At 67.5% G+C, this 19,460-nt stretch carries 17 protein-coding genes; 4 read left to right on the plus strand and 13 right to left on the minus strand.

The annotated features are described in order from the left end of the window. Positions 1–25 precede the first annotated feature (25 nt). From N8I71_RS04050 to N8I71_RS04060, 3 genes are all read right to left on the minus strand, one after another. On the minus strand, positions 26–1,540 hold the full coding sequence (locus N8I71_RS04050) for a tripartite tricarboxylate transporter permease (RefSeq protein ID WP_262876646.1): 1,515 nt from the start codon (positions 1,538–1,540) through the stop codon (positions 26–28). Between the two features lie 13 nt (positions 1,541–1,553). Then, positions 1,554–2,042 (minus strand): tripartite tricarboxylate transporter TctB family protein, encoded by a 489-nt coding sequence (locus N8I71_RS04055; RefSeq protein WP_262876647.1) that lies wholly within the window; start codon positions 2,040–2,042, stop codon positions 1,554–1,556. Positions 2,043–2,167: 125 nt separating this feature from the next. Further along, entirely contained in the window at positions 2,168–3,145 is a 978-nt protein-coding gene (locus N8I71_RS04060) for a tripartite tricarboxylate transporter substrate binding protein (protein WP_262876648.1), read from the minus strand. Positions 3,146–3,287: 142 nt separating this feature from the next. Here N8I71_RS04060 and N8I71_RS04065 point away from each other — a divergent pair, with 142 nt between their 5' ends. The 3 genes from N8I71_RS04065 to N8I71_RS04075 are packed head-to-tail and all read left to right on the plus strand — an operon-like array spanning position 3,288 to position 6,411. After that, entirely contained in the window at positions 3,288–3,950 is a 663-nt protein-coding gene (locus N8I71_RS04065) for a response regulator transcription factor (RefSeq protein ID WP_262876649.1), read from the plus strand. Further along, the gene (locus N8I71_RS04070) at positions 3,947–5,407 is read left to right on the plus strand and encodes a sensor histidine kinase (RefSeq protein WP_262876650.1); all 1,461 of its coding nucleotides are present in this window, start codon (positions 3,947–3,949) and stop codon (positions 5,405–5,407) included. Before N8I71_RS04065 ends, N8I71_RS04070 begins: the two co-directional genes overlap by 4 nt. Next, positions 5,377–6,411 (plus strand): ABC transporter substrate-binding protein, encoded by a 1,035-nt coding sequence (locus tag N8I71_RS04075; RefSeq protein WP_262876651.1) that lies wholly within the window; start codon positions 5,377–5,379, stop codon positions 6,409–6,411. The genes N8I71_RS04070 and N8I71_RS04075 overlap by 31 nt, the downstream gene beginning before the upstream one ends. 6 nt (positions 6,412–6,417) lie before the next feature. Here the strand turns inward: N8I71_RS04075 and paaZ are convergent, their stop codons facing one another. The 10 genes from paaZ to N8I71_RS04125 form a co-directional block, all read right to left on the minus strand. Beyond that, on the minus strand, positions 6,418–8,460 hold the full coding sequence (gene paaZ / locus N8I71_RS04080) for a phenylacetic acid degradation bifunctional protein PaaZ (RefSeq protein ID WP_262876652.1): 2,043 nt from the start codon (positions 8,458–8,460) through the stop codon (positions 6,418–6,420). Positions 8,461–8,467: 7 nt separating this feature from the next. Then, positions 8,468–9,538, minus strand: coding sequence for a 2Fe-2S iron-sulfur cluster-binding protein (locus N8I71_RS04085; RefSeq protein ID WP_262876653.1), 1,071 nt, complete (start codon positions 9,536–9,538; stop codon positions 8,468–8,470). A 10-nt stretch (positions 9,539–9,548) separates the two neighbouring features. Beyond that, positions 9,549–10,016, minus strand: a complete 468-nt coding sequence (gene paaD, locus N8I71_RS04090) for a 1,2-phenylacetyl-CoA epoxidase subunit PaaD (protein ID WP_262876654.1) — start codon at positions 10,014–10,016, stop codon at positions 9,549–9,551. Further along, a complete protein-coding gene (paaC, locus tag N8I71_RS04095) occupies positions 10,010–10,771 on the minus strand; it encodes a 1,2-phenylacetyl-CoA epoxidase subunit PaaC (protein ID WP_262876655.1) in 762 nt (253 codons plus the stop codon). Before paaC ends, paaD begins: the two co-directional genes overlap by 7 nt. Further along, the gene (paaB, locus tag N8I71_RS04100; RefSeq protein WP_262876656.1) at positions 10,771–11,061 is read right to left on the minus strand and encodes a 1,2-phenylacetyl-CoA epoxidase subunit PaaB; all 291 of its coding nucleotides are present in this window, start codon (positions 11,059–11,061) and stop codon (positions 10,771–10,773) included. The genes paaC and paaB overlap by 1 nt, the downstream gene beginning before the upstream one ends. 104 nt (positions 11,062–11,165) lie before the next feature. Continuing rightward, positions 11,166–12,158, minus strand: a complete 993-nt coding sequence (gene paaA, locus N8I71_RS04105; protein WP_262876657.1) for a 1,2-phenylacetyl-CoA epoxidase subunit PaaA — start codon at positions 12,156–12,158, stop codon at positions 11,166–11,168. Positions 12,159–12,173: 15 nt separating this feature from the next. Next, positions 12,174–13,379 carry a 3-oxoadipyl-CoA thiolase gene (gene pcaF, locus N8I71_RS04110; protein ID WP_262876658.1) on the minus strand — a complete coding sequence of 402 codons (1,206 nt, stop codon included), beginning with the start codon at positions 13,377–13,379 and terminating at the stop codon, positions 12,174–12,176. Between the two features lie 244 nt (positions 13,380–13,623). Further along, positions 13,624–15,360: a methyl-accepting chemotaxis protein gene (locus N8I71_RS04115; protein WP_262876659.1), complete on the minus strand. Its 1,737-nt coding sequence runs from the start codon at positions 15,358–15,360 to the stop codon at positions 13,624–13,626. A 41-nt stretch (positions 15,361–15,401) separates the two neighbouring features. Then, complete coding sequence (locus N8I71_RS04120; protein ID WP_262876660.1) at positions 15,402–15,971, minus strand: hypothetical protein; 570 nt, start codon at positions 15,969–15,971, stop codon at positions 15,402–15,404. 226 nt (positions 15,972–16,197) lie between these two features. Then, positions 16,198–17,631, minus strand: a complete 1,434-nt coding sequence (locus N8I71_RS04125) for a sensor histidine kinase (RefSeq protein ID WP_262876661.1) — start codon at positions 17,629–17,631, stop codon at positions 16,198–16,200. Between the two features lie 450 nt (positions 17,632–18,081). Between N8I71_RS04125 and N8I71_RS04130 the strand changes: the two genes are divergently transcribed. Beyond that, on the plus strand, positions 18,082–19,434 hold the full coding sequence (locus tag N8I71_RS04130) for a cytochrome P450 (RefSeq protein ID WP_262876662.1): 1,353 nt from the start codon (positions 18,082–18,084) through the stop codon (positions 19,432–19,434). Positions 19,435–19,460 lie beyond the last annotated feature (26 nt).

The raw sequence follows: 19,460 nt of genomic DNA on the forward strand, positions 1-19,460 counted from the left end.
CGGGTCCATGCGGCGGAACGCGGCGTCAGTCCCCGTCGGCCACCCCCTCGGCCCGCTTGCGCGCCCGCCGTGCACGATAGCTCGGCAGGACCACGAGCAGGCCAGCCAGGACCAGAAGCGCCAGGGTCATCGGCCGTTCGAGGATGAAGCCGAACCCCTGGTAGAGCTGCATCGCGCGGGCGAAGTTGTCCTCGAGCATCGTGCCGAGGATGAACCCGATCAGAAGCGGCGCGAGCGGATAATCCGCGAACCGCAGGATCGTCGCCACCACCCCGAACCCCACGAGGATCAGAAGCTCCACATGATTGTTCTGGCCGATGTAGCTTCCCATCAGGGTGAAGAAGAGGATGAAGGGGATCAGATAGTTCCTTGGAACCGCGAGGATCTTCGCGATGTAGGGGATGAGCGGAAGGTTCAGGATCAGGAGCACGAGGTTCCCGATATACATGGAGATGATCACCGCCCAGAACACGTCCGGCTGGTCCGTCATCAGCCGCGGCCCCGGCGTCACATTGAGCGCGATGAGCGCGCCCAGAAGGATCGCCGTCGTCCCCGACCCGGGGATCCCCAGCGTCAGAAGCGGCACGAAGGACCCGGTGCAGGCCGCGTTGTTCGCGGTCTCGGGCGCGGCGAGGCCCTTGATCGAGCCCTTGCCGAATTCCTCCTGCTCGGCGCCCTTGGCGATGTTGCGCTCCACCGCATAGCCGAGGAAGGAGGCGATGGTCGCCCCCGCGCCCGGCAAGACACCGATGAAGAAGCCCTGAAGCGACTGCCGCCCGATCACCGGGGCGATCGACCTCGCCTCTTCCCGCGAGATGCGCAGGCCCGTGATCTTGCCGCTTTCGCCCTGGGCCTGGCGGGCGGGGTTCATCACGAGAAACAGCGCCTCGGGCAACGCGAACATGGCCATGGCGAGCGTGATGAAGGAAAAGCCCGACTGAAGCTCCATCATTCCGAAGGTGAAGCGCGGCATGTTCGACAGCGCGCCCTCGCCCACGGTGCCCATCATCAGGCCCAGGATCGTCATCATCAGCGCCTTGCCGACCTGCCCCGTGCCCGCGAAGGCCGCGATGGCGGAAAGGCCCACGACCATCAGCGCGAAGTATTCCGCCGAATGGAACAGGAGCGCGACGGTGGAGAGCGCGGGCGCGAAGATCATCAGGAGGATCGCGCCGATCGTGCCGCCCGCGAAGCTCGCGATGGCCGCGATGGTCAGCGCCTTGCCCGCCTGCCCCTTTCGGGCCATTGGATAGCCGTCGAAACTGGTCGCGACGGTGCCCGCGACCCCCGGCGCGTTCAGCAGGATCGAGGAGGTCGAGCCTCCGAAGATCGCCCCGTAATAGACCCCCGACAGGAGGATCAGCGCCGCGGTGGGGTCGCCCAGACCGATGGCCACCGGGATCATGATGGCGATGATCGACATGGGCCCGAGCCCCGGCAGCATGCCGATCAGCGTTCCGATGACACAGCCGAAGACGACCATCATCAGGTTGAATGGCGTGACCGCAGCGGCCAGACCGATCATCAGACCTTCAAGCATGGCGCGTGTCTCCTCAGACCAGGAAGGCCGGCCAGGGGCGCAGGAAGATACCCAGCACCTCCTGCACGAGATACCAGATCGACCCGGCGCCGATGACGGCCACGGGGATCAGGATGTGAAACTTGCGCTCGCCCAGAAGCGTCGCGCCAAGCACGAGAAACAGCACCGTCGAGGTCAGAAAACCCAGCGGCCGGAGCGTCATCGCGTAAGCCACCATGAGCGCCAGGAGGCCGATCGCCTGCCAGATGTGGTACTCGCCTAGGCGGCTCAGATCGATGGTTCCGTCGGCCTTCTCCGCCTTTGCCGCGGGTTTGGCCGAGAACAGGACGATCAGGCCGACGATGATCCCCGCCACCGCCAGGATCTTGGGGAAGGTGGAGGGCCAGATCGGGTTCCGCCTGAGGATCGGCGGCAGGATGTCATCCATCGTGAAAAACGCGGCATAGCCATAAACGCAACACAGCGCGATAAAGGCCAGCGCGATCCAGCGGTCGAGCGCCATCGTATCTCCCTCCCTCCCCCGTTTCGGGGCCTTGTCCTTGCCCCCTGGGCCGGACATGCCGACCGGCCCAGGGAGATCGCGTCGGGCGGAGGCACGCCCGCGACGCGGGCGCGCGCGCCGGCCCCTCAGAGGAAGCCGAGTTCCCGCATCAGGTCGCCGATCTGCTGCTCCTGCGCTTCGAGGAAGGCCTCGAACTCGCCGCCGGGGCGGTAGATGTTCACGAGGCCCATGCGGCCGCGAACCTCTTCCCACTCGGGGGTTTCCAGCATCGCGCCCAGCATCTCCTGATAGGCGGCGACCTGCTCTTCCGGCATGCCCGGGGCGCCGAAGAAGCCGCGCCAGTTCACGAACTGGGCGTCGATGCCCTGTTCGGCGAAGGTGGGCGCATCGGCATAGGCCGCAACGCGCTCGGGCGCGGTCACGCCGAGGATGCGCACTTCGCCCTGCTCGGCCAGCGCCACGGCCTCGGAGAAGCCGGTGGACAGCGCGTCGATCTCGCCCGAAAGGAGGCCGGCCATCGCCTCGCCGCCGGCGTCATAGCCGATGTAGTTGAAGGCGGTCGGATCTTCGCCCGCGGCCTGCATCACGATGGCCGCCACCAGATGGTCCATGCCGCCCGGAACCGAGCCGCCGCCAATGGCAAAGCCCATGCCGTCCTCGCGGTACATGTTCAGAGCGTCTTCCATCGTCTGGATCGGGCTGTCGGTGGTCACGACGAGCGCCGCATAGTCACCCACGGTGCCCGCAACCAGCGTCAGGTCCCGGAAGCTCTGGGCGATCTCGCCGGTGAGCGCGCGGATCACGATGGGCGTCGAGTTCACCATCAGCGTGCCATAGCTCGACTGCGCGTTCTCGATGAGGTGCGCGATGGCCACGCCGCCCCCGCCGCCCGACATGTTCTCGTAGGTGGCGTTGCCGACGATGCCCGCGTTCATCAGGGCTTCGCCCGTGCCGCGTGCCGTGCCGTCCCAGCCGCCGCCGGCGCCGCCGGGGATCAGGAAATGGACCGAATCCATCATCTGGTCGGCGCGCGCGCCACCGGAAAACGCCATTGCCGCAACAGCCGCAGCCATCACGACCCGACGGGTCATGGTGATCTTCATCTTGTCTCCTCCCATTTGACAGGCGGTTGCAACCCGCCGATGCTGCATTTCTGCACGCCAAGCTGACATCTGCCTGACACGGGGCGGGGCCAGGCCGGGCGGTGAAGGCCCTGGGTGGGGAGGACGGGGGAGGACGTCCGGGATGCGCTATCTCCTTGTGGAGGACAACCGCGAGCTGGCCGAGGCCGTGATCGCGCGGCTTTTGCTCGACGGCCATGCCGCCGATCACGCCGCGACGCTGGCGGAGGCGCGCGACTGGCTCTCGGTGGCCGACTACGACCTGATGCTTCTGGACGTGATGCTGCCCGACGGCGACGGGCGGCAATTCCTCACCGAACACCGCGCGACGCGCGATTTGCCGGTGATCGTGCTGACCGCGCGCAGCCAGATTTCGGACCGGGTCGATACGCTCGACCTCGGGGCCGACGACTACCTGACCAAGCCTTTCGATTTCGCCGAGCTGGAGGCGCGCTGCCGCGCCGTGCTGCGCCGACGATCGGGCCCCTCGCGCAACGAGATCCGGCTTGGCGAAGCGCTGTTCGATCCGGGCGCGGGGACCATCGACTACGGAAACACCACCCTCGGCCTCAGGAACCGCGAGTTGCGCCTGCTTGAGGTCTTCGCGCGGCACAAAGGGCAGATCCTGTCGAAATCCCAGCTGATCGACCGGCTGTTCAGCCAGGATGCCGAGATCTCGGAGAACGCGATCGAGGTTTATGTCGGCCGTCTCCGGCGCAAGCTCGAACCCGCCGGCGTGCGCATCGAGACCGTGCGCGGCATCGGCTACCGGCTGACGACCGAATGACCGACGCCGCCGCCTCCCGCCCCGTGGCGCAGAAGGTGCGTCGCCCCGCGGCCGGCCAGGCCGCCGCAGGACGCGCGGCCTCGCCTTGGGGTTTCTCGCGCTCCATCGGGCGGCGCCTGACGATCCTTCTTGCCGGCATCGCGGCGGTCCTGGCGCTCGTGTCCTGGGCGATGGTCACCTCCTTCGCGCGCGCGGCGGCCGAGCGGACGCAGGACGGCGTTCTGGCGGCCTCCGCGCTTTCGATCGCGGGGGCGCTCGGCTCGGAACAGGGCAACATCCGGCTGGAACTGCCCTATTCGGCCTTCGCCATGCTCGACGCCATCGGCCAGGACCGCGTGTTCTACCGGGTGGCGACGGCGGACGACACCTTGACCGGCTACGAGGACCTGGAGGTCCCGCGCCTGCCCCGGACGGCGGGCGAGGTCGTGACAGACACGATCGCCTACCGTGGCACCACGGTGCGCGTGGCCACCGTCACGCGGTCGGTCCTGTCGGGGCAGGTGCCGGTGCGGATCATGGTATCGGTGGCACAGACCCGCTCGGGCGTGGACGAGATCGCGGCGGGCCTCTCGCGCAGCGCCGCCGCGCTGTCTGTGGGCTTCTTCCTGCTGGCGACCGGCCTTGGCTGGGCTGCGGCGCGAAACTCGCTTCGGCCGCTGAACGAGATCGCGCAGGCGGTGGGGCGTCGCGGGCCGTCCGACCTGCGTCCGGTGCAGCGCGACGCGCCGGGCGAGCTTGCCCCGCTTCTGGCCGCCCTCAACCGGCTGATGGAACGGCTCGGCGCCTCGATCCGCCGGTCCGAGGACTTCATCACCGAGGCCGCGCACCGGGTCCGCACGCCGCTCGCCACCGTCCGCGCGCAGGCGGAGGTCGCGCTCCACTCCGCCGAAAGCGAGGAGGTGAAGGCCACGCTCCGCCGGATGATCCGCGCCGTCGACGAAAGCTCGCGCTCGGCCGGCCAGCTTCTCGACCATGCCACGGTCGGCTTCCGGGCCGAGACGCTGCGCGCCGAGGACCTCGACCTCGCTGCCGTGATCCGGCGCGTGACCGACGGGCTCGCCCCCACCGCCGAGATGAAGGACATCGCGTTTTCCGTCTCGCTGGTGCCCGCGCCGATGCGCGGCGACGCGATCTTGCTGGAAAACGCGGTGCGCAACGTGCTCGACAACGCGGTGAAGTATTCCCCCGCCGAGACCGTCGTGACCGTCACGCTGGAGCGGGCGGGAAGCGCGTGGCGCATCACGATCCGCGACGAAGGCCGGGGGTTCGGAGACGCGGCGGTGCCGCAGCTGGTCGAACGGTTCCGCAGGGGCGCGAACGTGGAGAAGGTCGTGGGCTCAGGCCTGGGACTTACCATCGCGGACGAGGCGCTGCGCGCGCATGGCGGAACCCTGACCCTCAGCCCCGGCGACAACGGAGTTGGCGCATGTGTCACGCTCACCCTGCCCGCCGCCTGATCGCGGCCCTCCTGCTGGCTGTCCTGCCCGGTGTCGCCCTGGCGCAGGTGCTGGAGGACCGGCGCGTCTGGCCCGGCACCGGCGAGCGGACGATCCGCGTCATCTCGACCGCCGATATCGACGTCTTCGCCCCGTTCGTGGAGCGTATCGCCGCCGAGCGTCCGGATCTGGGGATCGACTATGCCGTCGCCTCCAGCGCCGAGTTGCACCGCGCCATCGCAGAGGGGGCGTCCTATGACCTCGCCATTTCTTCGGCCATGGATCTCCAGTTCCAGCTTGCCAACGATGGCCTCGCACGCGCCCACCGCTCGGATGCGACCGCCGGACTTCCCGGCTGGGCGCGCTGGCGCGACCTGCTGTTCGCCTTCACCGCCGAGCCTGCGGTCGCCGTGATCTCCCGCGCGCGCTTCGCCGGGCGGGACCGGCCGCGCAACCGGCAGGACCTGATCGCGCTGATGCGGACCGACCGCGAGGCCTTCGCCCGCGCCGTCGGCACCTACGACGTGCGCGACAGCGGCCTGGGTTACCTCTTCGCGACGCAGGAGGCGCGGAACTCCGACACCTACTGGCGCCTGTCCGAACTGATGGGCGGGCTCGACGTCCAGCTTTATTGCTGCTCGGCGCAGATGATCGACGATGTCGCTTCGGGGCGGCTGGCCCTGGCCTACAACGTGCTCGGCTCCTACGCGATGGCACGGATCGCGCGCGACGACCGGTTGGAGATCCTGGCACTCCAGGACTACGCCACCGTCATGCTGCGCACCGCGTTCATCCCGGCAAGCGCCGAGGACCCCGAGGGAGCGGGCGCTGTCCTGGACGCGATCCTGCGCATCGGGATGCGGGACGACGCCGACGCGCTTCCCTTGCCGCCGCTCGGCGCGGTGCAGGGGCCGGAGGCCACGGCATTCGGCCCCATCCGGCTGGGCCCCGGTCTTCTGGTCCATCTCGACCGGTTAAACCGCGAGGCTTTCCTCGCCGAATGGTCCGACGCCATGCTGCAGTAGCCCCGGCTAGCGGTCGGCGCGATAGGCGACCATGGTCAAAAGCTCGTATGCGGCCACCGCCTCGCCCTCCCCGTCCGTGACCTCGACGTTCCAGCGCACTTCGCCATAGGTGTCGGTCCGCCGCGTCTTGCGCTTGACCGTCAGGTGCGCGCGGATCGCTGCGCCCGGTGACAGCGGCTTGAGGAAACGCAGGTTCTCCAGCCCCGTGTTGGCCAGCACAGGCCCCTCGGAGGGCTCGACGAACAGCCCCGCGGCGAAGGACAGGATCAGGTAGCCATGGGCGACCCGACCGGGAAAGAACGGGTTCCGCGCCGCCGCGTCCTCGTCCATGTGGGCATAGAAGCGGTCGCCGGTGAACTCGGCGAAATGCTCGATATCCTCCATGGTGACGGTGCGGGGTTCGGTGACATGGGTATCGCCGATCTGCAGGTCGTCGTAGACGCGGGTGAAGGGATGCGTGTCGGTTTCGGGCCGCGCCGCGCCCTCGACCCACTGCCCGACGATGCCCGTCAAAAGGTCGGGGCTGCCCTGAACCGCTGTCCGTTGCATGTAGTGCAGGACCCCGCGCACCCCGCCCAGTTCCTCGCCCCCGCCCGCGCGGCCCGGCCCGCCATGGACCATGTGCGGCAAGGGCGAGCCGTGGCCCGTGCTTTCCTTCATCGAGGCGCGGTTGTTGATGTAGATGCGCCCGTGCCACGCCCCGCTTTCCAGCGTGACGGAGCGGGCCACCTGCGCGTCCTGGGTGACGAGGGACAGCACAAGGCTCCCCCCGCCCCGGTTGGCAAGCTCGCAGGCATGGCCGAGGTCGCGGTAGCCCATGACGGTCGCGACCGGCCCGAAGGCCTCGGTGTCGTGGACGCGGCTCGCGCGGTCGGGCTCGGCGCAGTGGAACAGCATCGGCGGAAGAAAGGCGCCTCGCGTGGCGTCTGCGCCCTCGACGTCGAAGGCGTCGGGGCTGCCGAAGACACGCTCAGCCTCTCTCCCGAGGATCGCGGCGCGGTCGAGCACGTCCTGCCGCTGCGCCTGCGAGATCAGGGCGCCCATCTGAACCCCCTCCCGCTCCGGCGCGCCGATGCGGGTGGACGCAAGCCGGTCCGAGACCGCCTCGATCAGCGCCTGCGCATGGATCTCCGGAATCAGGATGCGGCGGATCGCGGTGCATTTCTGCCCGGCCTTCGCGATCATCTCGCGGTGGACCTCCTTCACGAAGAGGTCGAATTCCGGACTGCCGGGCGCGGCGTCTGGCCCCAGGATCGTGGCGTTCAGGCTGTCCTGCTCGGCCACGAAACGGACTGCGTTTTCCAGCAGACTGGTCGAGGATTTCAGCTTGAGCGCGGTCGCGGCGGACCCGGTGAAGCTGACGACATCCTGTGCGCCCAGCCGGTCGAGAAGGTCCCCGGTCCCGCCCGATACGAGCTGCAGCGCGCCTTCGGGAAGAATCCCGCTGTCGAGGATCAGGCGCACAGCCGCCTCGGCGAGGTAGGCGCTGTCGGTCGCGGGTTTCACGATGGCCGGCATGCCCGCCAGAAGTGTCGGCGCAAGCTTTTCCAGCATCCCCCAAACCGGGAAATTGAAGGCGTTGATATGGACCGCGACACCGCGGAGCGGCGTGCAGACATGCTGCCCCACGAAGGTCCCGCGGCGCGACAGCATCTCGGTCCCGCCGTCGAGATAGATGTCCCCGTCCGGCATCTCGCGCCGTCCCTTGGAGGCGATCACGAACATCGTGCCGATGCCGCCGTCGATGTCGATCTTGCTGTCGGCCAGCGTCGCGCCCGTGCGGTAGGACAGGCGATAAAGCCCCTCGCGCCGTTCGTTGAGCCAGGTCGCCAGCGCCTTCAGCATCCGCGCCCGGTCATGGAACCCCATGGCGCGAAGCGCGGGCCCGCCGCGCGTCACCGCGAAGTCGCGCATCAGCCCGAAGTCTAGGCCGTCATGCCCGCAGCTCGCGAAGACCTCGCCCGTGGACGCATCCGCGACCGGCCGCGCGGCACGCCCCAGACCGACCCATTCGCCGGCGGCGAAGCTCTGCACCTGAAGCAGCGTCATCGGCCCCTCACTGGTCGTAATCCACGGCGAGCCGCGCCGAGACGGGCCGCGACTGGCACGAGAGCGCGTAGCCCGCCCGCACTTCGTAATCCTCGAGCGCGTGGTTCGCGTCCATCTCCACCTCGCCCTCCGTCACCTTGCAACGGCAGGTGGAACAGACGCCCGCCCGGCAGGCATAGGGCACGTCGATGTCCTGGGCGAGCGCGGCCTCCAGCACGGTCATGCCGGGGGGCATCTCGAAGCTGCGCGTCGCCCCGTCGAGCGTCACGCTGAGCATCGTCGCGGCCCCGAACGCCGCGGCCTTGCGCGAGACCACGGGCTGCGCCAGCCGCCCGGCCTGCGCCTCGGCACGAAAGAGCTCGAACCGGATCTTCTCCCTCGGCACGCCATGGGCCTCAAGCGCTGCCGAAATGCCCTTCATCATCGGCTCGGGCCCGCAGAGAAGCGCCATGTCGATGCCGCCCACATCGATCCAGCCCTCGAAAAGGGCCGCGCATTTCTCCTGCGTCACGCGGCCGGTGAAAAGCTCGATCTCCTGCGCGTCGTGTTCGAGCACATGGATCACCCGAAGACGCCCCATGTGCAGGTTCTTCAGGTCCTCGATCTCCTCGCGGAACATGATCGTGTTCACGCCCCGGTTCGCGTAGACCAGCGTGAAGGAGGACTTCGGCTCCCGGCTCAGGACGGTGCGGATCAGCGACAGGATCGGCGTGATCCCAGAACCGCCGGCGAAGGCGAGATAGCGATGGGCGGCGGTGGGCTCGATTTCGACGGTGAAGCTGCCCATGGGCGGCATGGCCTGCAGCACGTCGCCCACGCGCAGCTCCTCGTTGGCGAAGGTCGAGAAGGCCCCGCCGTCGACCTGCTTTATGCCCACCTGCAGGACCCCGTCGTCCAGCCCCGAGCAGACCGAGTAGGTGCGGCGCAGTTCCTGCCCGTCGAAATCGCGCCGGAAGGTGAGGTACTGGCCCGGACGGAACGAGAAATCCGCCCCCTCGGGCGGCCGGAGCGTGACCACCACGGCGTCGCGGATGGTCTTCTCGATCGCGGTCACGGTCAGGTCGTGGAAGCGTGGCAAGGCCGCCCTCTCAGATGCACTTGAAGTAGTCGAAGGGTTCGAGGCACTCGCGGCAACGCCACTGCGCCTTGCAGGGGGTGGAGCCGAACTGACTCACGCGTTCCAGGTCTCTCGCGCCGCAGCGCGGGCAACGGTCGGGCCCACCCGCCTTCTGTGGCGGCGCGATGCCGAATTCCTCGAGCCGCGCACGGCCCTTCTCGCTCAGCCAGTCGGTGGTCCAGGCGGGTGCGATGCGCGTTTCGATGCGGATGTCCCGCACCCCCTGCGCGGCCAGCGCCGCCTCGATTTCCAGCGCGATCAGCGACGTCGCCGGGCAGCCCGAATAGGTCGGCGTCACCGTGACGACGAGCGTGCCGCGGTCCCAGTCGACGTCGCGCACGATGCCGAGATCCACGACCGAGATCACCGGGATCTCGGGGTCGGGAACCAGGTCGAGCCAGGCCCAGACCTCCTCCGTGGACGGATGCGACCCTACCATGCCGCCCCCGGATACGCGCGCTGGAGCCATTGCATCTGAGTCAGGATGTGACCGAGATGCTCGGAATGCCGCACGCCGGACTTGCCGCCGGTCTGCGCGAAACGCCGCTCGGGGACGGTCAGCGTCGCGGCGTCCATCACCGCCCCGACCTTTTCCATGAAGGCCCCGCGCATGGTGCCCGGATCAGGTGCCACACCGGCCTCGGTCATCGCGGCATCCACCTCGTCGGCCTCGAAGGGCTCGGCCATGTAGGGCCAGAGCAGGTCGAGCGCGGCCTGCATGCGCGCGTGGCTTTCCTCGGTCCCGTCGCCGAGGCCGATGACGAGGTCGGCCGAGCGGTCGAGATGATAGGCGGCCTCCTTCGCGGCCTTGGCCGCGATCTCGGCGATCCGCTCGTGGCCGCCCACGGCCAGCATGGTCAGCATCGGCAGGTGCCAGGCGTCGAACAGGAACTGGCGCATCATCGTCTGGCCGAAATCGCCGTTGGGCTGCTCGACCAGCAGGAGGTTCCTGAAGTCCCAGGCGTCGCGCAGGAAGGCGAGATCGTCGGCGCTGCGCCCCTGTCCCTCGATCTCGCCGGCGAGCCCCAGCCACATCTGCGTCTGCCCGATGAGGTCGAGCGCGGTGTTGGCCAGCGCGATGTCCTCCTCCAGCACCGGCGCGTGCCCGCACCACTCGGAAACCCGGTGGCCGAGGATCAGCGTGTTGTCCCCCATCCGCAGGAGAAACTCGAACAGCGCAGCGTTCTCGTCCATCACATGTGCCCCGCCTCGTCGGGAATGTCGAAGAAGGTCGGATGCCTGTAGACCTTGGAGCGCGCCGGCTCGTAGAGCGGGCCCTTGTCCGACGGCGAGGAGGCCGCGATGTGCCGCGCCTCGACCACCCAGATCGAGACACCCTCGTTCCGGCGGGTGTAGACGTCGCGCGCGTTGCGGACAGCCTTCTCGGCATCGGGCGCATGGAGCGAGCCCACATGGCGGTGGCTGATCCCGTGCTGGCCCCGGATGAAGACCTCCCAGAGGGGCCACTCGGTTCGGTCGGTCATGCTGTCCTCCTCTGCTTCGCCGCCGCGCCGGAGTTTTGCAAAACTCCGGTCAGGCTCTTGCAAGAGCCTGGGGGCAGACTTTTGCAAAAGTCTGCCCCGCCAGGTCATTCCGCCGCGACCTTCGCCGCGCGCTTCTTTTCCGCATGCGCCATCAGGCCCTCCCGGACCCAGGCGCCGTCGTCCCAGGCCTTGCGCCGGGCGGCCATCCGTTCCGCGTTGCAGGGTCCCTCGCCCGCGATCACCGCGAAGAACTCCGACCAGTCGGGCTCGGAGAAATCGTAATGCCCGCGCTCCTCGTTCCACTTCAGGTCCGGGTCGGGGACGGTCAGCCCGAGGAATTCCGCCTGCGGCACCGTCTGGTCGACAAATTTCTGGCGCAACTCGTCGTTGGTGTTGATCTTGATCTTCCAGGCCATCGACTGCGCGGAATGCACGCTGTCCGCGTCGCTGGGGCCGAACATCATGAGCGAGGGATACCAGAAGCGGTTCAGCGCATCCTGCGCCATGCGCTTCTGCGCGGGCGTGCCGCGCGCCATTTTCAGCATGATGTCGTAGCCCTGCCGCTGGTGGAAGCTTTCCTCCTTGCAGATGCGGATCATCGCGCGGGAATAGGGCCCATAGGACGTCCGCTGCAGCGGCACCTGGTTCATGATCGCCGCCCCGTCGACGAGCCAGCCGACCGCGCCCATGTCGGCCCAGGTCAGCGTCGGATAGTTGAAGATCGAGCTGTATTTCATTCGCCCGCTGAGCAAATCCTCCGTCAACTCGTCGCGGCTGACGCCCAGGGTTTCGGCAGCGCAATAGAGATAGAGGCCGTGGCCCGCCTCGTCCTGCACCTTGGCCAGCAGGATCGCCTTGCGCTCAAGCGTCGGCGCGCGGGTGATCCAGTTTCCCTCGGGCAACTGGCCGACGATCTCGGAATGGGCATGCTGGCCGATCTGCCGGATGAGCGTCCGCCTGTAACCCTCTGGCATCCAGTCCTTCGGCTCGATCTTTTCGCCCGCATCGACCCGGTCCTGGAAGCGGCGTTCATCTTCCGTCATCTCCGCGCGGGATTTCACGCCCTTGCCCGTCGACTGCACCATTTGCGCATACATGGCAAAATCCTCCGTTCAGGTCCGTTCGATCACCATGGCCGTGCCCTGGCCCACGCCCACGCACATCGTGGCCAGCGCATAGCGCCCGCCCCGACGCTCCAGTTCCCGCGCCGCGGTCAGGACAAGGCGCGCCCCCGACATGCCAAGCGGATGGCCGAGCGCGATCGCCCCGCCATTGGGGTTCACATGGTCCGCGTCGTCGCGGAGCCCGAGCGCGCGCGTCGTGGCCAGAACCTGCGCCGCGAAAGCCTCGTTGAGTTCGATCACATCCATCTGGCCGATGCTCAGGCCCAGCCGGTCGAGGAGCTTGCGCACCGCCTCCACGGGACCGATGCCCATGACGCGGGGCGCGACCCCGGCAGACGCCATCCCGAGGACCCGCGCGACCGGCCTGAGCCCGTGTGTCTCCGCCGCCTCAGGGCTTGCGATCAGAAGTGCCGCGGCACCGTCGTTCACGCCCGAGGCATTGCCGGCGGTCACGGTCATTTCCGGCCCGTTGATGCCCCGAAGCTTCGCGAGCCCCTCGGCCGTTGTCTCCGGGCGCGGATGCTCGTCGCGCGCCACGATGACGGGATCGCCCCGGCGCCGCGGGATGCTGACTGGTACGATCTCCTCGGCGAATATGCCCGCCGCATCGGCACGTGCCCACCGTTCCTGGCTTCGCAGCGCATAGGCATCCTGGTCGGCGCGCGCGATGGCGAATTCCTCCGCTACGTTGTCGGCCGTTTCCGGCATGCTGTGAGTGCCATAGGCGGTGTGCAGCGCCGGGTTCACGAAGCGCCAGCCGATCGTGGTGTCATGGATTGACGTCACCCGCGAAAAGGCGGCCTCCGCCTTTGGCATCACGAACGGCGCGCGCGTCATGCTCTCGACGCCGCCGGCGACGGTGAGCGCGAAGTCGCCCGCGCGGATCCCGCGCGCGGCGAAGCCGATCGCGTCCATTCCGCTGGCACAAAGACGATTGAGCGTGATGCCCGGCACCCCGACGGGCAGTCCCGCGAGAAGGGCCGCCATGCGTGCCACGTTGCGGTTGTCCTCGCCCGCCTGGTTGGCGCAGCCCAGAAGAACCTCGTCGATGCCGGCAGGATCGAGGCCGGAGTTGCGCTCGAGAAGCGCACGGATCGGGACCGCGGCCATGTCATCGGGCCGCATGGCGGCCAGCGCTCCGCCATGTCGGCCGATGGGCGTCCGCACCCCGTCGCAGATCAGCGCCTCGGCCAAACTCTCCTCCCGTATTCCCGACCGTTTGGTCGAATTTACGCGATTCTGCGCCCGGTGCAAACGCCGAATTCAAGGGCTACGGAGCACGCTTAGCAAACGCGGCGACTGCAAGGTGGCGGACGGCCGAGAGCCGGCGAGATCGCACCGGTCGAACGGCTCGGGGCCGCGCCGGAAGGGATGCAGGGCAGGACGCGATCGTCACACTTGTCCGGGCACGCCATCGTGTCACCGGATCGGGACAGCATCAGGCGGACAATCGATGCGGCGCCGCACGGTCGGTGTCGACGGACGCCCCGGGAAGGCGGAAGACGGCGATGCTCTGCGCCATGATTTCCGCTTCACCGCGCAGCGTCTGGCTCGCCTCGCTCGCCTCGCTCACCATGGCGGCGTTCTGCTGGGTGACCCGGTCGAGTTGCGACACGCCGGAATTGACCTCGGCGAGACTCGCGGATTGCTCGCGCGCGCTGCGGCTGATCCCCTCGACATGGGCAGAGATGGTCGAAACGCTCTCGGTGATGGCGGAGAGTTCCGCGCCGGCGCTGGCCACGAGTTCGACCCCACGCCCGACATGGCCGGAACTGTCGGCGATCAGCCCCTTGATCTCGTTCGCGGCGTCGGACGAACGCTGCGCGAGCGCCCGCACCTCGTTGGCCACGACCGAAAAGCCACGGCCGGCCTCGCCTGCGCGCGCCGCCTCTACGCCGGCATTCAGCGCAAGCAGGTTGGTCTGGAAGGCGATCTCGTCGATCACAGAGGTGATGCGGGTGATCTGGCGCGACGACTCCTCGATCCGTGACATGGCGTCGACGGTCTGCTCCACGACGCTGCTGGACTGGAGGGCCCGCGCCCTGGCCTCTGTCACGATCCTCTCGACATCCTGAGCGGCGACGGCTGATGCATTCACGTTCCTTGTGATCATGTCCAGCGCGGCCGCGGTCTCCTCCAGCGAGGCGGCCTGGTTCTCGGTCCGGGCCGACAGATCCGCCGAACTGTCGGCGATGGCCGCGGCACTGCCCCGGATCGTCCCTGCATTTCGCGCCATCTGCTCGATCACGCGCAGGATCGTCGCGACGGTCTCGTTGTAGTTTTGCCTCAGTGGCTCATACCCCGGGGGAAAGGCGGCCTCGATCGGGCGGGTGAGATCACCCTCGGCAAGGCGCTGGAGCGCAACGGTCAGGTCCTGCACGACACGTGTTTGCGTCGCTTCGATGAGGGCGCGCTCCTCGGCGGCGCGCGCGGCGCGGGCCAGTTGCGCCTGAAGGGCGCCGAGGTTGCGCGCGATCGTTCCGATCTCGTCGCCGCGATCCTCGTGGGGGATCGCCTCGTCGTAGGTTCCACCCGTCAGCGTGACGATCTGCCCGGCAAGGTCCGTGATCGGACGGGAGACCGCGACCTTGAGCAACGCGGCCGCGCCCACGAGGAGGAGCACCAGGACGAGCGCCGATGCGCCGAGGTTCATCGCCTGCTGCAGGCGCGCGGCGTCGCGGCCCATTTCGGGCGACCACCGGAACGCGATCGCACCTGCCAGCGTGGACCCGTCCGCACCGGCAAAACTCGGGTAGGCCAGCATAAAGCCTTCGGCATCGGCCTGTGGCTCACCTGTCGCCGCCGCCGCCTGCGCGAGCGCGTTCAACGCGTCCCCTGCCCCGTCCGTCGCCGGGCCGGCTTCGGCGACGACCTCGCCGCGCGCATCCACCGCCACGCCCCGGAGCGCCGCGCCGTCCGAACGCTCGACGATCTGTTCGAGCGCAGCGCCCACCGCCTCGGCGTTGCCGAAGCGCAGGGCCGACCCCTGGACAAGTGCGGCCCCCGCCGTGACCTCCGCGCCGAGGTCCCGCACGCCGTTGTCCACCGCTCGGTTCACCGTCCTCACACTCAGCACCGACAGGACGGTCGCCACGAGGATGGTGGCGCCCGCCATCAGCAGGAGGCATTTCACGAAGACGGAGGCATTGACGAAGCGCAGGCGTGCGGTTTCCATTCTCGGGCTCCGATATGGGAAATCAGGACGTGCGCGCGGCGTCAGAGCAGCGCTTCGGCATCGACGCCAACCGTCATCGCGCCGATGGCGTCGCCGCTGTCGGGATCGACGATGGTGACGGAAATCTGCGCCTGGTAGCGTTGCGTCGACTCGTCCAGTTCCACGTCGCTGAAATGCACGGCGTCGGGGCCCAAGGCGAACGTTTCGGTGAACTTCGCCTCGTCACCCTGCCACATGTCGGACGTCATGGCCGAGGCCGCGACGTTCAGACCATGGCGGTCCATGATGAAGACTTCCGTGATCCGCCCGCCCGATGCCTCGACGCGGGTGCGCAGGAAATCGGCGGCTGCGTTCTGGAGCACCGGATCGATGGTTGGCGAGGCCGCAGCCCCGATTTCCGCCTGCCATGCGGCATCGAGGGCGCCGATGGCGGCGGCGTCGAGCCCGTCGTTGACCATGTTCTGGGTCAGGATGGCCGACACGATCTCGCCCGATTGGGCCCAGTTGCGGATCTCGCCATCGAGGAAGGCCTGCATGGCAGGCTCGAAATCGTTGGCGAGGACCGGCGAGCCGAGGCCCGCCGCGATGAGGACAAACGCGATCTTGCGCATTATGGGACCTTTCCGAAATCACACTCAGGTGACGCGCCCAGGGGCACGCCGTCCTGTCAGCTTGGCCGGCCGTTCTTTCGGAAAGATGAACCGCGGAATTCGAATCCTTCGCGCCATCGGCGGAACGAAATCTGCCCAACCGTCTGAAAACACGAATGGTTGCCTCGGCGGCCTCGGCCGACCATGGGCAGTTGCGCTGCATTTGAAGGATATTGGCCGGCCGACTTCAGGCGCCGCTGGCCACGCGGGGCTTGGATGTGACGTTGGCCGCCTCGTAGCCCGGCAGCGACGGCGCCGGACGCGCGACGGGGAATTCGACGAAGAAGGTCGTGCCGACGCCCACCTCGCTTTCGTAGTCGATGCGTCCGGACAACTGCTCGACGATCTCGCGCGAGATGTTCATGCCGAGACCGGTGCCCCCCGCGCGCCGCTGGTCCGAGCTGTCAAGCTGGGTGAAGCGGTCGAACACCTTGTCGCGCGAGCCTTCGGGGATGCCGACGCCATGGTCGCGCACGAAGATGCGCACCTTGCCGCCCTCCAACGAACAGCCGACAACGACATCGCCGCCTTCGAACGAGAACTTGGCGGCGTTCGAGATGATGTTCGACAGGACCTGCATCAGGCGCGCCTCGTCGGCCAGGACGAAGAGCGGGGTCTCGGCCATGGCGCCGAGGCCGAGGGTCACGTTGTACTTGCGCGCCAGCCCCTCGTTGGCGGCAATCGCGTCGGCGACAAGGCCCTGGATGTTCACGCGCTCGCGCTTGAACTTCATCTCGCCAGCCTCGATCTTCTGCAGGTCGAGCAGGTCGTCGATCAGGTGGGCGAGCCGCTGGCTGTTCTTGCTGGCCATGGCGATGAGCGGCATGAGCCGCGGCGGGATCTCGCCCAGCTGCCCCGAGTTGATCAGTTCGAGCGAGCCCTTGATCGAGGTCAGCGGCGTCCGGAGTTCGTGGCTCACGATCGAGACGAACTGCGACTTCACGACGAGGGCGGCCTTGGTGCGCTCATGCTCGGCCTTCAGTTCCTGAAGCTGCGCGAGGTTGCGGCGGTAGAGCCGCAGGAAGACGACCGAACAGTCGATCAGGAAGTACATCACGAAGACGACCGTGAAGAACTGCAACCACAGTTCCGAGGACAGGTCGGGACGCACCATCAGGATGTCCTGAACGGTGATGTAGAGGAACGACAGCCCGTAGATCGCGAGGCGCACGGCAAGCGCCCAGACGATCTGATGGTTGTTCATCGCCGCGAAAAGCGCGGCGGCGAACAGGAAGAAAAGCGGCGTGAAATGGCCGCCGGTTTCCTGCATCGCCGCGACCGAGATCACGTAGGCACTGATCGCGCCCGAACTGAGGATCGTGTTGAACAGGACGGAAAAGAGGCATTGGCGTATGCCCGCCTTGTCATCGGGGCTGAGCACGGCGACCCGCTTGGCGATCCAAAGATCCTGGATCTCGCAAAGAATGATGACGACGTAGAAGAGAACGGCCTTGATCGGATCGAAATAGAACGCAGTCAGCAACGCCGCGGCGAGGAAGATCGCCTGGCGTTGCCAGATCAGCGCAAAGGCCGCATCCGCGTAGTCGCGCAGGTTCTGAAGAAGCTGCTCGCCACGCTCCGCGTTGTTTTTCCCACGAGACGCGGGATCAGCGGCGCTCATCTTTTTCCCGTTCTATCAACACCTTGGGTCATCTTGCCGTCCGAATTCGCCCCAGATTCACGACCGCGTCGCCACGGCAGAGGCACAGGCCCCGCACCGGATCGGATGGGCGTAGTGTTAACCTTTGCACAGCAAGTCTGTTGAAAAATTGCTGAGAAAGTGGCGCTTTTCTGCACGACCGTTTCCGCAACGCGGCATTTCGGGATTAATGTTCCTAGCCAATGGCATGGCATTCCTGCCACAAGCCATTTTCCGCCCAAAAGTCCGCCGGGACGCCGCGTCGCCGATGTCAGGGGTTGCAATAATCCGTGGGGCGCGCATGTTCGGCACCAGCTGCCGCCGGTCGGGACATCCTCGTCCGGAACGTTCGTCGCAGGTCCCCTGGGGAGGGCGCTTGCGGAAATCCTGTCGGTTGTATTGGCCGGTTCGGGCGACAAGGGCGCAGTGAACATGAACCAGATGACGTACTCGATGGCACAGCGGATCGAACCGATCGCCGCCCAGCTTGCCGAGGGTCCGGTCGGCCTGTTGCGGTTCGCCCAGCTTGCCGGACGCAACATGCTGGAAGTCATCCCGATCGAGACCGTGCGCCAGACGTACATGCGCGGCCCGCTGAACATTCACTACATCTGCGACCCCGAGATCGTGACCGAGCTGCTGGTCGGCGAGGGTCGCGCTTTCCCGAAAGCCAAGTTCACCAAGGACATCATCGGCTCGGCCGTGGGCAACGGACTGATCCTGTCGGAGGGCGAAAAATGGCGCCAGCAGCGGCATCGCTACTCGCCGCTCTTCGCCGCGCGCAATCTCCCCCGCCTCTCCGCCTATTTCGCCGAGACGGGCATCGAGATCGGGCGCTCGCTGGCCGACAACCCGGGGCCCGTGGATTTCGTCCAGGTGGCGCCGGCCGCCACGCTCGCCAACATCTCGCGGGTCATGTTCTCGGGCACGGTCGACGTGACCTCCGAGCAGATCCGACGCGGCCTGCTGACCTATTTCGAGTACATCTCGAAGATCTCGCTTTTCGACGTCATGGGCTTGCCCAAATGGCTGCCGCGCAAGAAATGGCTGCGCAGCATGGCGCCGGTGACCACGATGCGCGACCTCGCCCGCCATGTGATCGAGGCGCGCCGGGCCGAGAAACGTCCCGAACCACTCGATTTCCTCGACCTCCTGATCGAGGCCGTGGACAACGATTTCGAGGACCTCGAAACGACGGTCGACAACCTGCTGACCTTCGTCGTGGCAGGTCACGAGACCTCGGCGAACGCGATCGCCTGGGGCTTCTACCTCCTGTCGCTCGATCCCGACACGCAGGAGCGTATCCGCCAGGAAGTCCTTTCCGTGCGCCCGGAAGGTCCCATCGGTTTCGACGACGTGCAGGCCATGCCACTGCTGCATTCCCATGTGCAGGAGACGCTCCGCCTCTACCCCTCCGCCGCTTTCTTCGCGCGCGATGCCGACAAGGACGTCGAGGTGAAGGGCATTCACTTCAAGACAGGCGACGCGCTGTTCTTCCCGGTCTATTCGCTGCACCGGAACGAGGTCTTGTGGGACGCGCCTGCGCAATACCGCCCCGAGCGGTTCCTCGACGTCGCGCCGCCGCGGGGTCAGTACATCCCATTTGGCGACGGGCCGCGGATCTGCATCGGCGCGCAATACGCGCTGACCGAGATCAAGATCCTGATGGCGTCCGTTCTGCGCGAGGTGCGGATCGCGCCCTCCTCGGTTCCCGTGCCCCGGCCGGTCCTCACGTTCACGATGCGCCCCGGCGGGCCGCTCGTGCTCGACGTGGCACCGGTCTGACCGTCCGGAAATCCGGAATGCGGGGA

It is taken from the genome of Roseicyclus sediminis, assembly GCF_025515305.1.
In the GTDB taxonomy this organism is placed as follows: domain Bacteria; phylum Pseudomonadota; class Alphaproteobacteria; order Rhodobacterales; family Rhodobacteraceae; genus Roseibacterium; species Roseibacterium sediminis.

Bases quoted from the DNA above. Each gene is read 5' to 3' on its own strand.
- N8I71_RS04050 (WP_262876646.1), bottom strand. From the start codon at position 1,540: ATGCTTGAAGGTCTGATGATCGGTCTGGCCGCTGCGGTCACGCCATTC.
- N8I71_RS04055 (WP_262876647.1), bottom strand. From the start codon at position 2,042: ATGGCGCTCGACCGCTGGATCGCGCTGGCCTTTATCGCGCTGTGTTGC.
- N8I71_RS04060 (WP_262876648.1), bottom strand. From the start codon at position 3,145: ATGAAGATCACCATGACCCGTCGGGTCGTGATGGCTGCGGCTGTTGCG.
- N8I71_RS04065 (WP_262876649.1), top strand. From the start codon at position 3,288: ATGCGCTATCTCCTTGTGGAGGACAACCGCGAGCTGGCCGAGGCCGTG.
- N8I71_RS04070 (WP_262876650.1), top strand. From the start codon at position 3,947: ATGACCGACGCCGCCGCCTCCCGCCCCGTGGCGCAGAAGGTGCGTCGC.
- N8I71_RS04075 (WP_262876651.1), top strand. From the start codon at position 5,377: ATGTGTCACGCTCACCCTGCCCGCCGCCTGATCGCGGCCCTCCTGCTG.
- paaZ (WP_262876652.1), bottom strand. From the start codon at position 8,460: ATGACGCTGCTTCAGGTGCAGAGCTTCGCCGCCGGCGAATGGGTCGGT.
- paaD (WP_262876654.1), bottom strand. From the start codon at position 10,016: ATGGTAGGGTCGCATCCGTCCACGGAGGAGGTCTGGGCCTGGCTCGAC.
- paaC (WP_262876655.1), bottom strand. From the start codon at position 10,771: ATGGACGAGAACGCTGCGCTGTTCGAGTTTCTCCTGCGGATGGGGGAC.
- paaB (WP_262876656.1), bottom strand. From the start codon at position 11,061: ATGACCGACCGAACCGAGTGGCCCCTCTGGGAGGTCTTCATCCGGGGC.
- paaA (WP_262876657.1), bottom strand. From the start codon at position 12,158: ATGTATGCGCAAATGGTGCAGTCGACGGGCAAGGGCGTGAAATCCCGC.
- N8I71_RS04115 (WP_262876659.1), bottom strand. From the start codon at position 15,360: ATGGAAACCGCACGCCTGCGCTTCGTCAATGCCTCCGTCTTCGTGAAA.
- N8I71_RS04120 (WP_262876660.1), bottom strand. From the start codon at position 15,971: ATGCGCAAGATCGCGTTTGTCCTCATCGCGGCGGGCCTCGGCTCGCCG.
- N8I71_RS04125 (WP_262876661.1), bottom strand. From the start codon at position 17,631: ATGAGCGCCGCTGATCCCGCGTCTCGTGGGAAAAACAACGCGGAGCGT.
- N8I71_RS04130 (WP_262876662.1), top strand. From the start codon at position 18,082: ATGAACCAGATGACGTACTCGATGGCACAGCGGATCGAACCGATCGCC.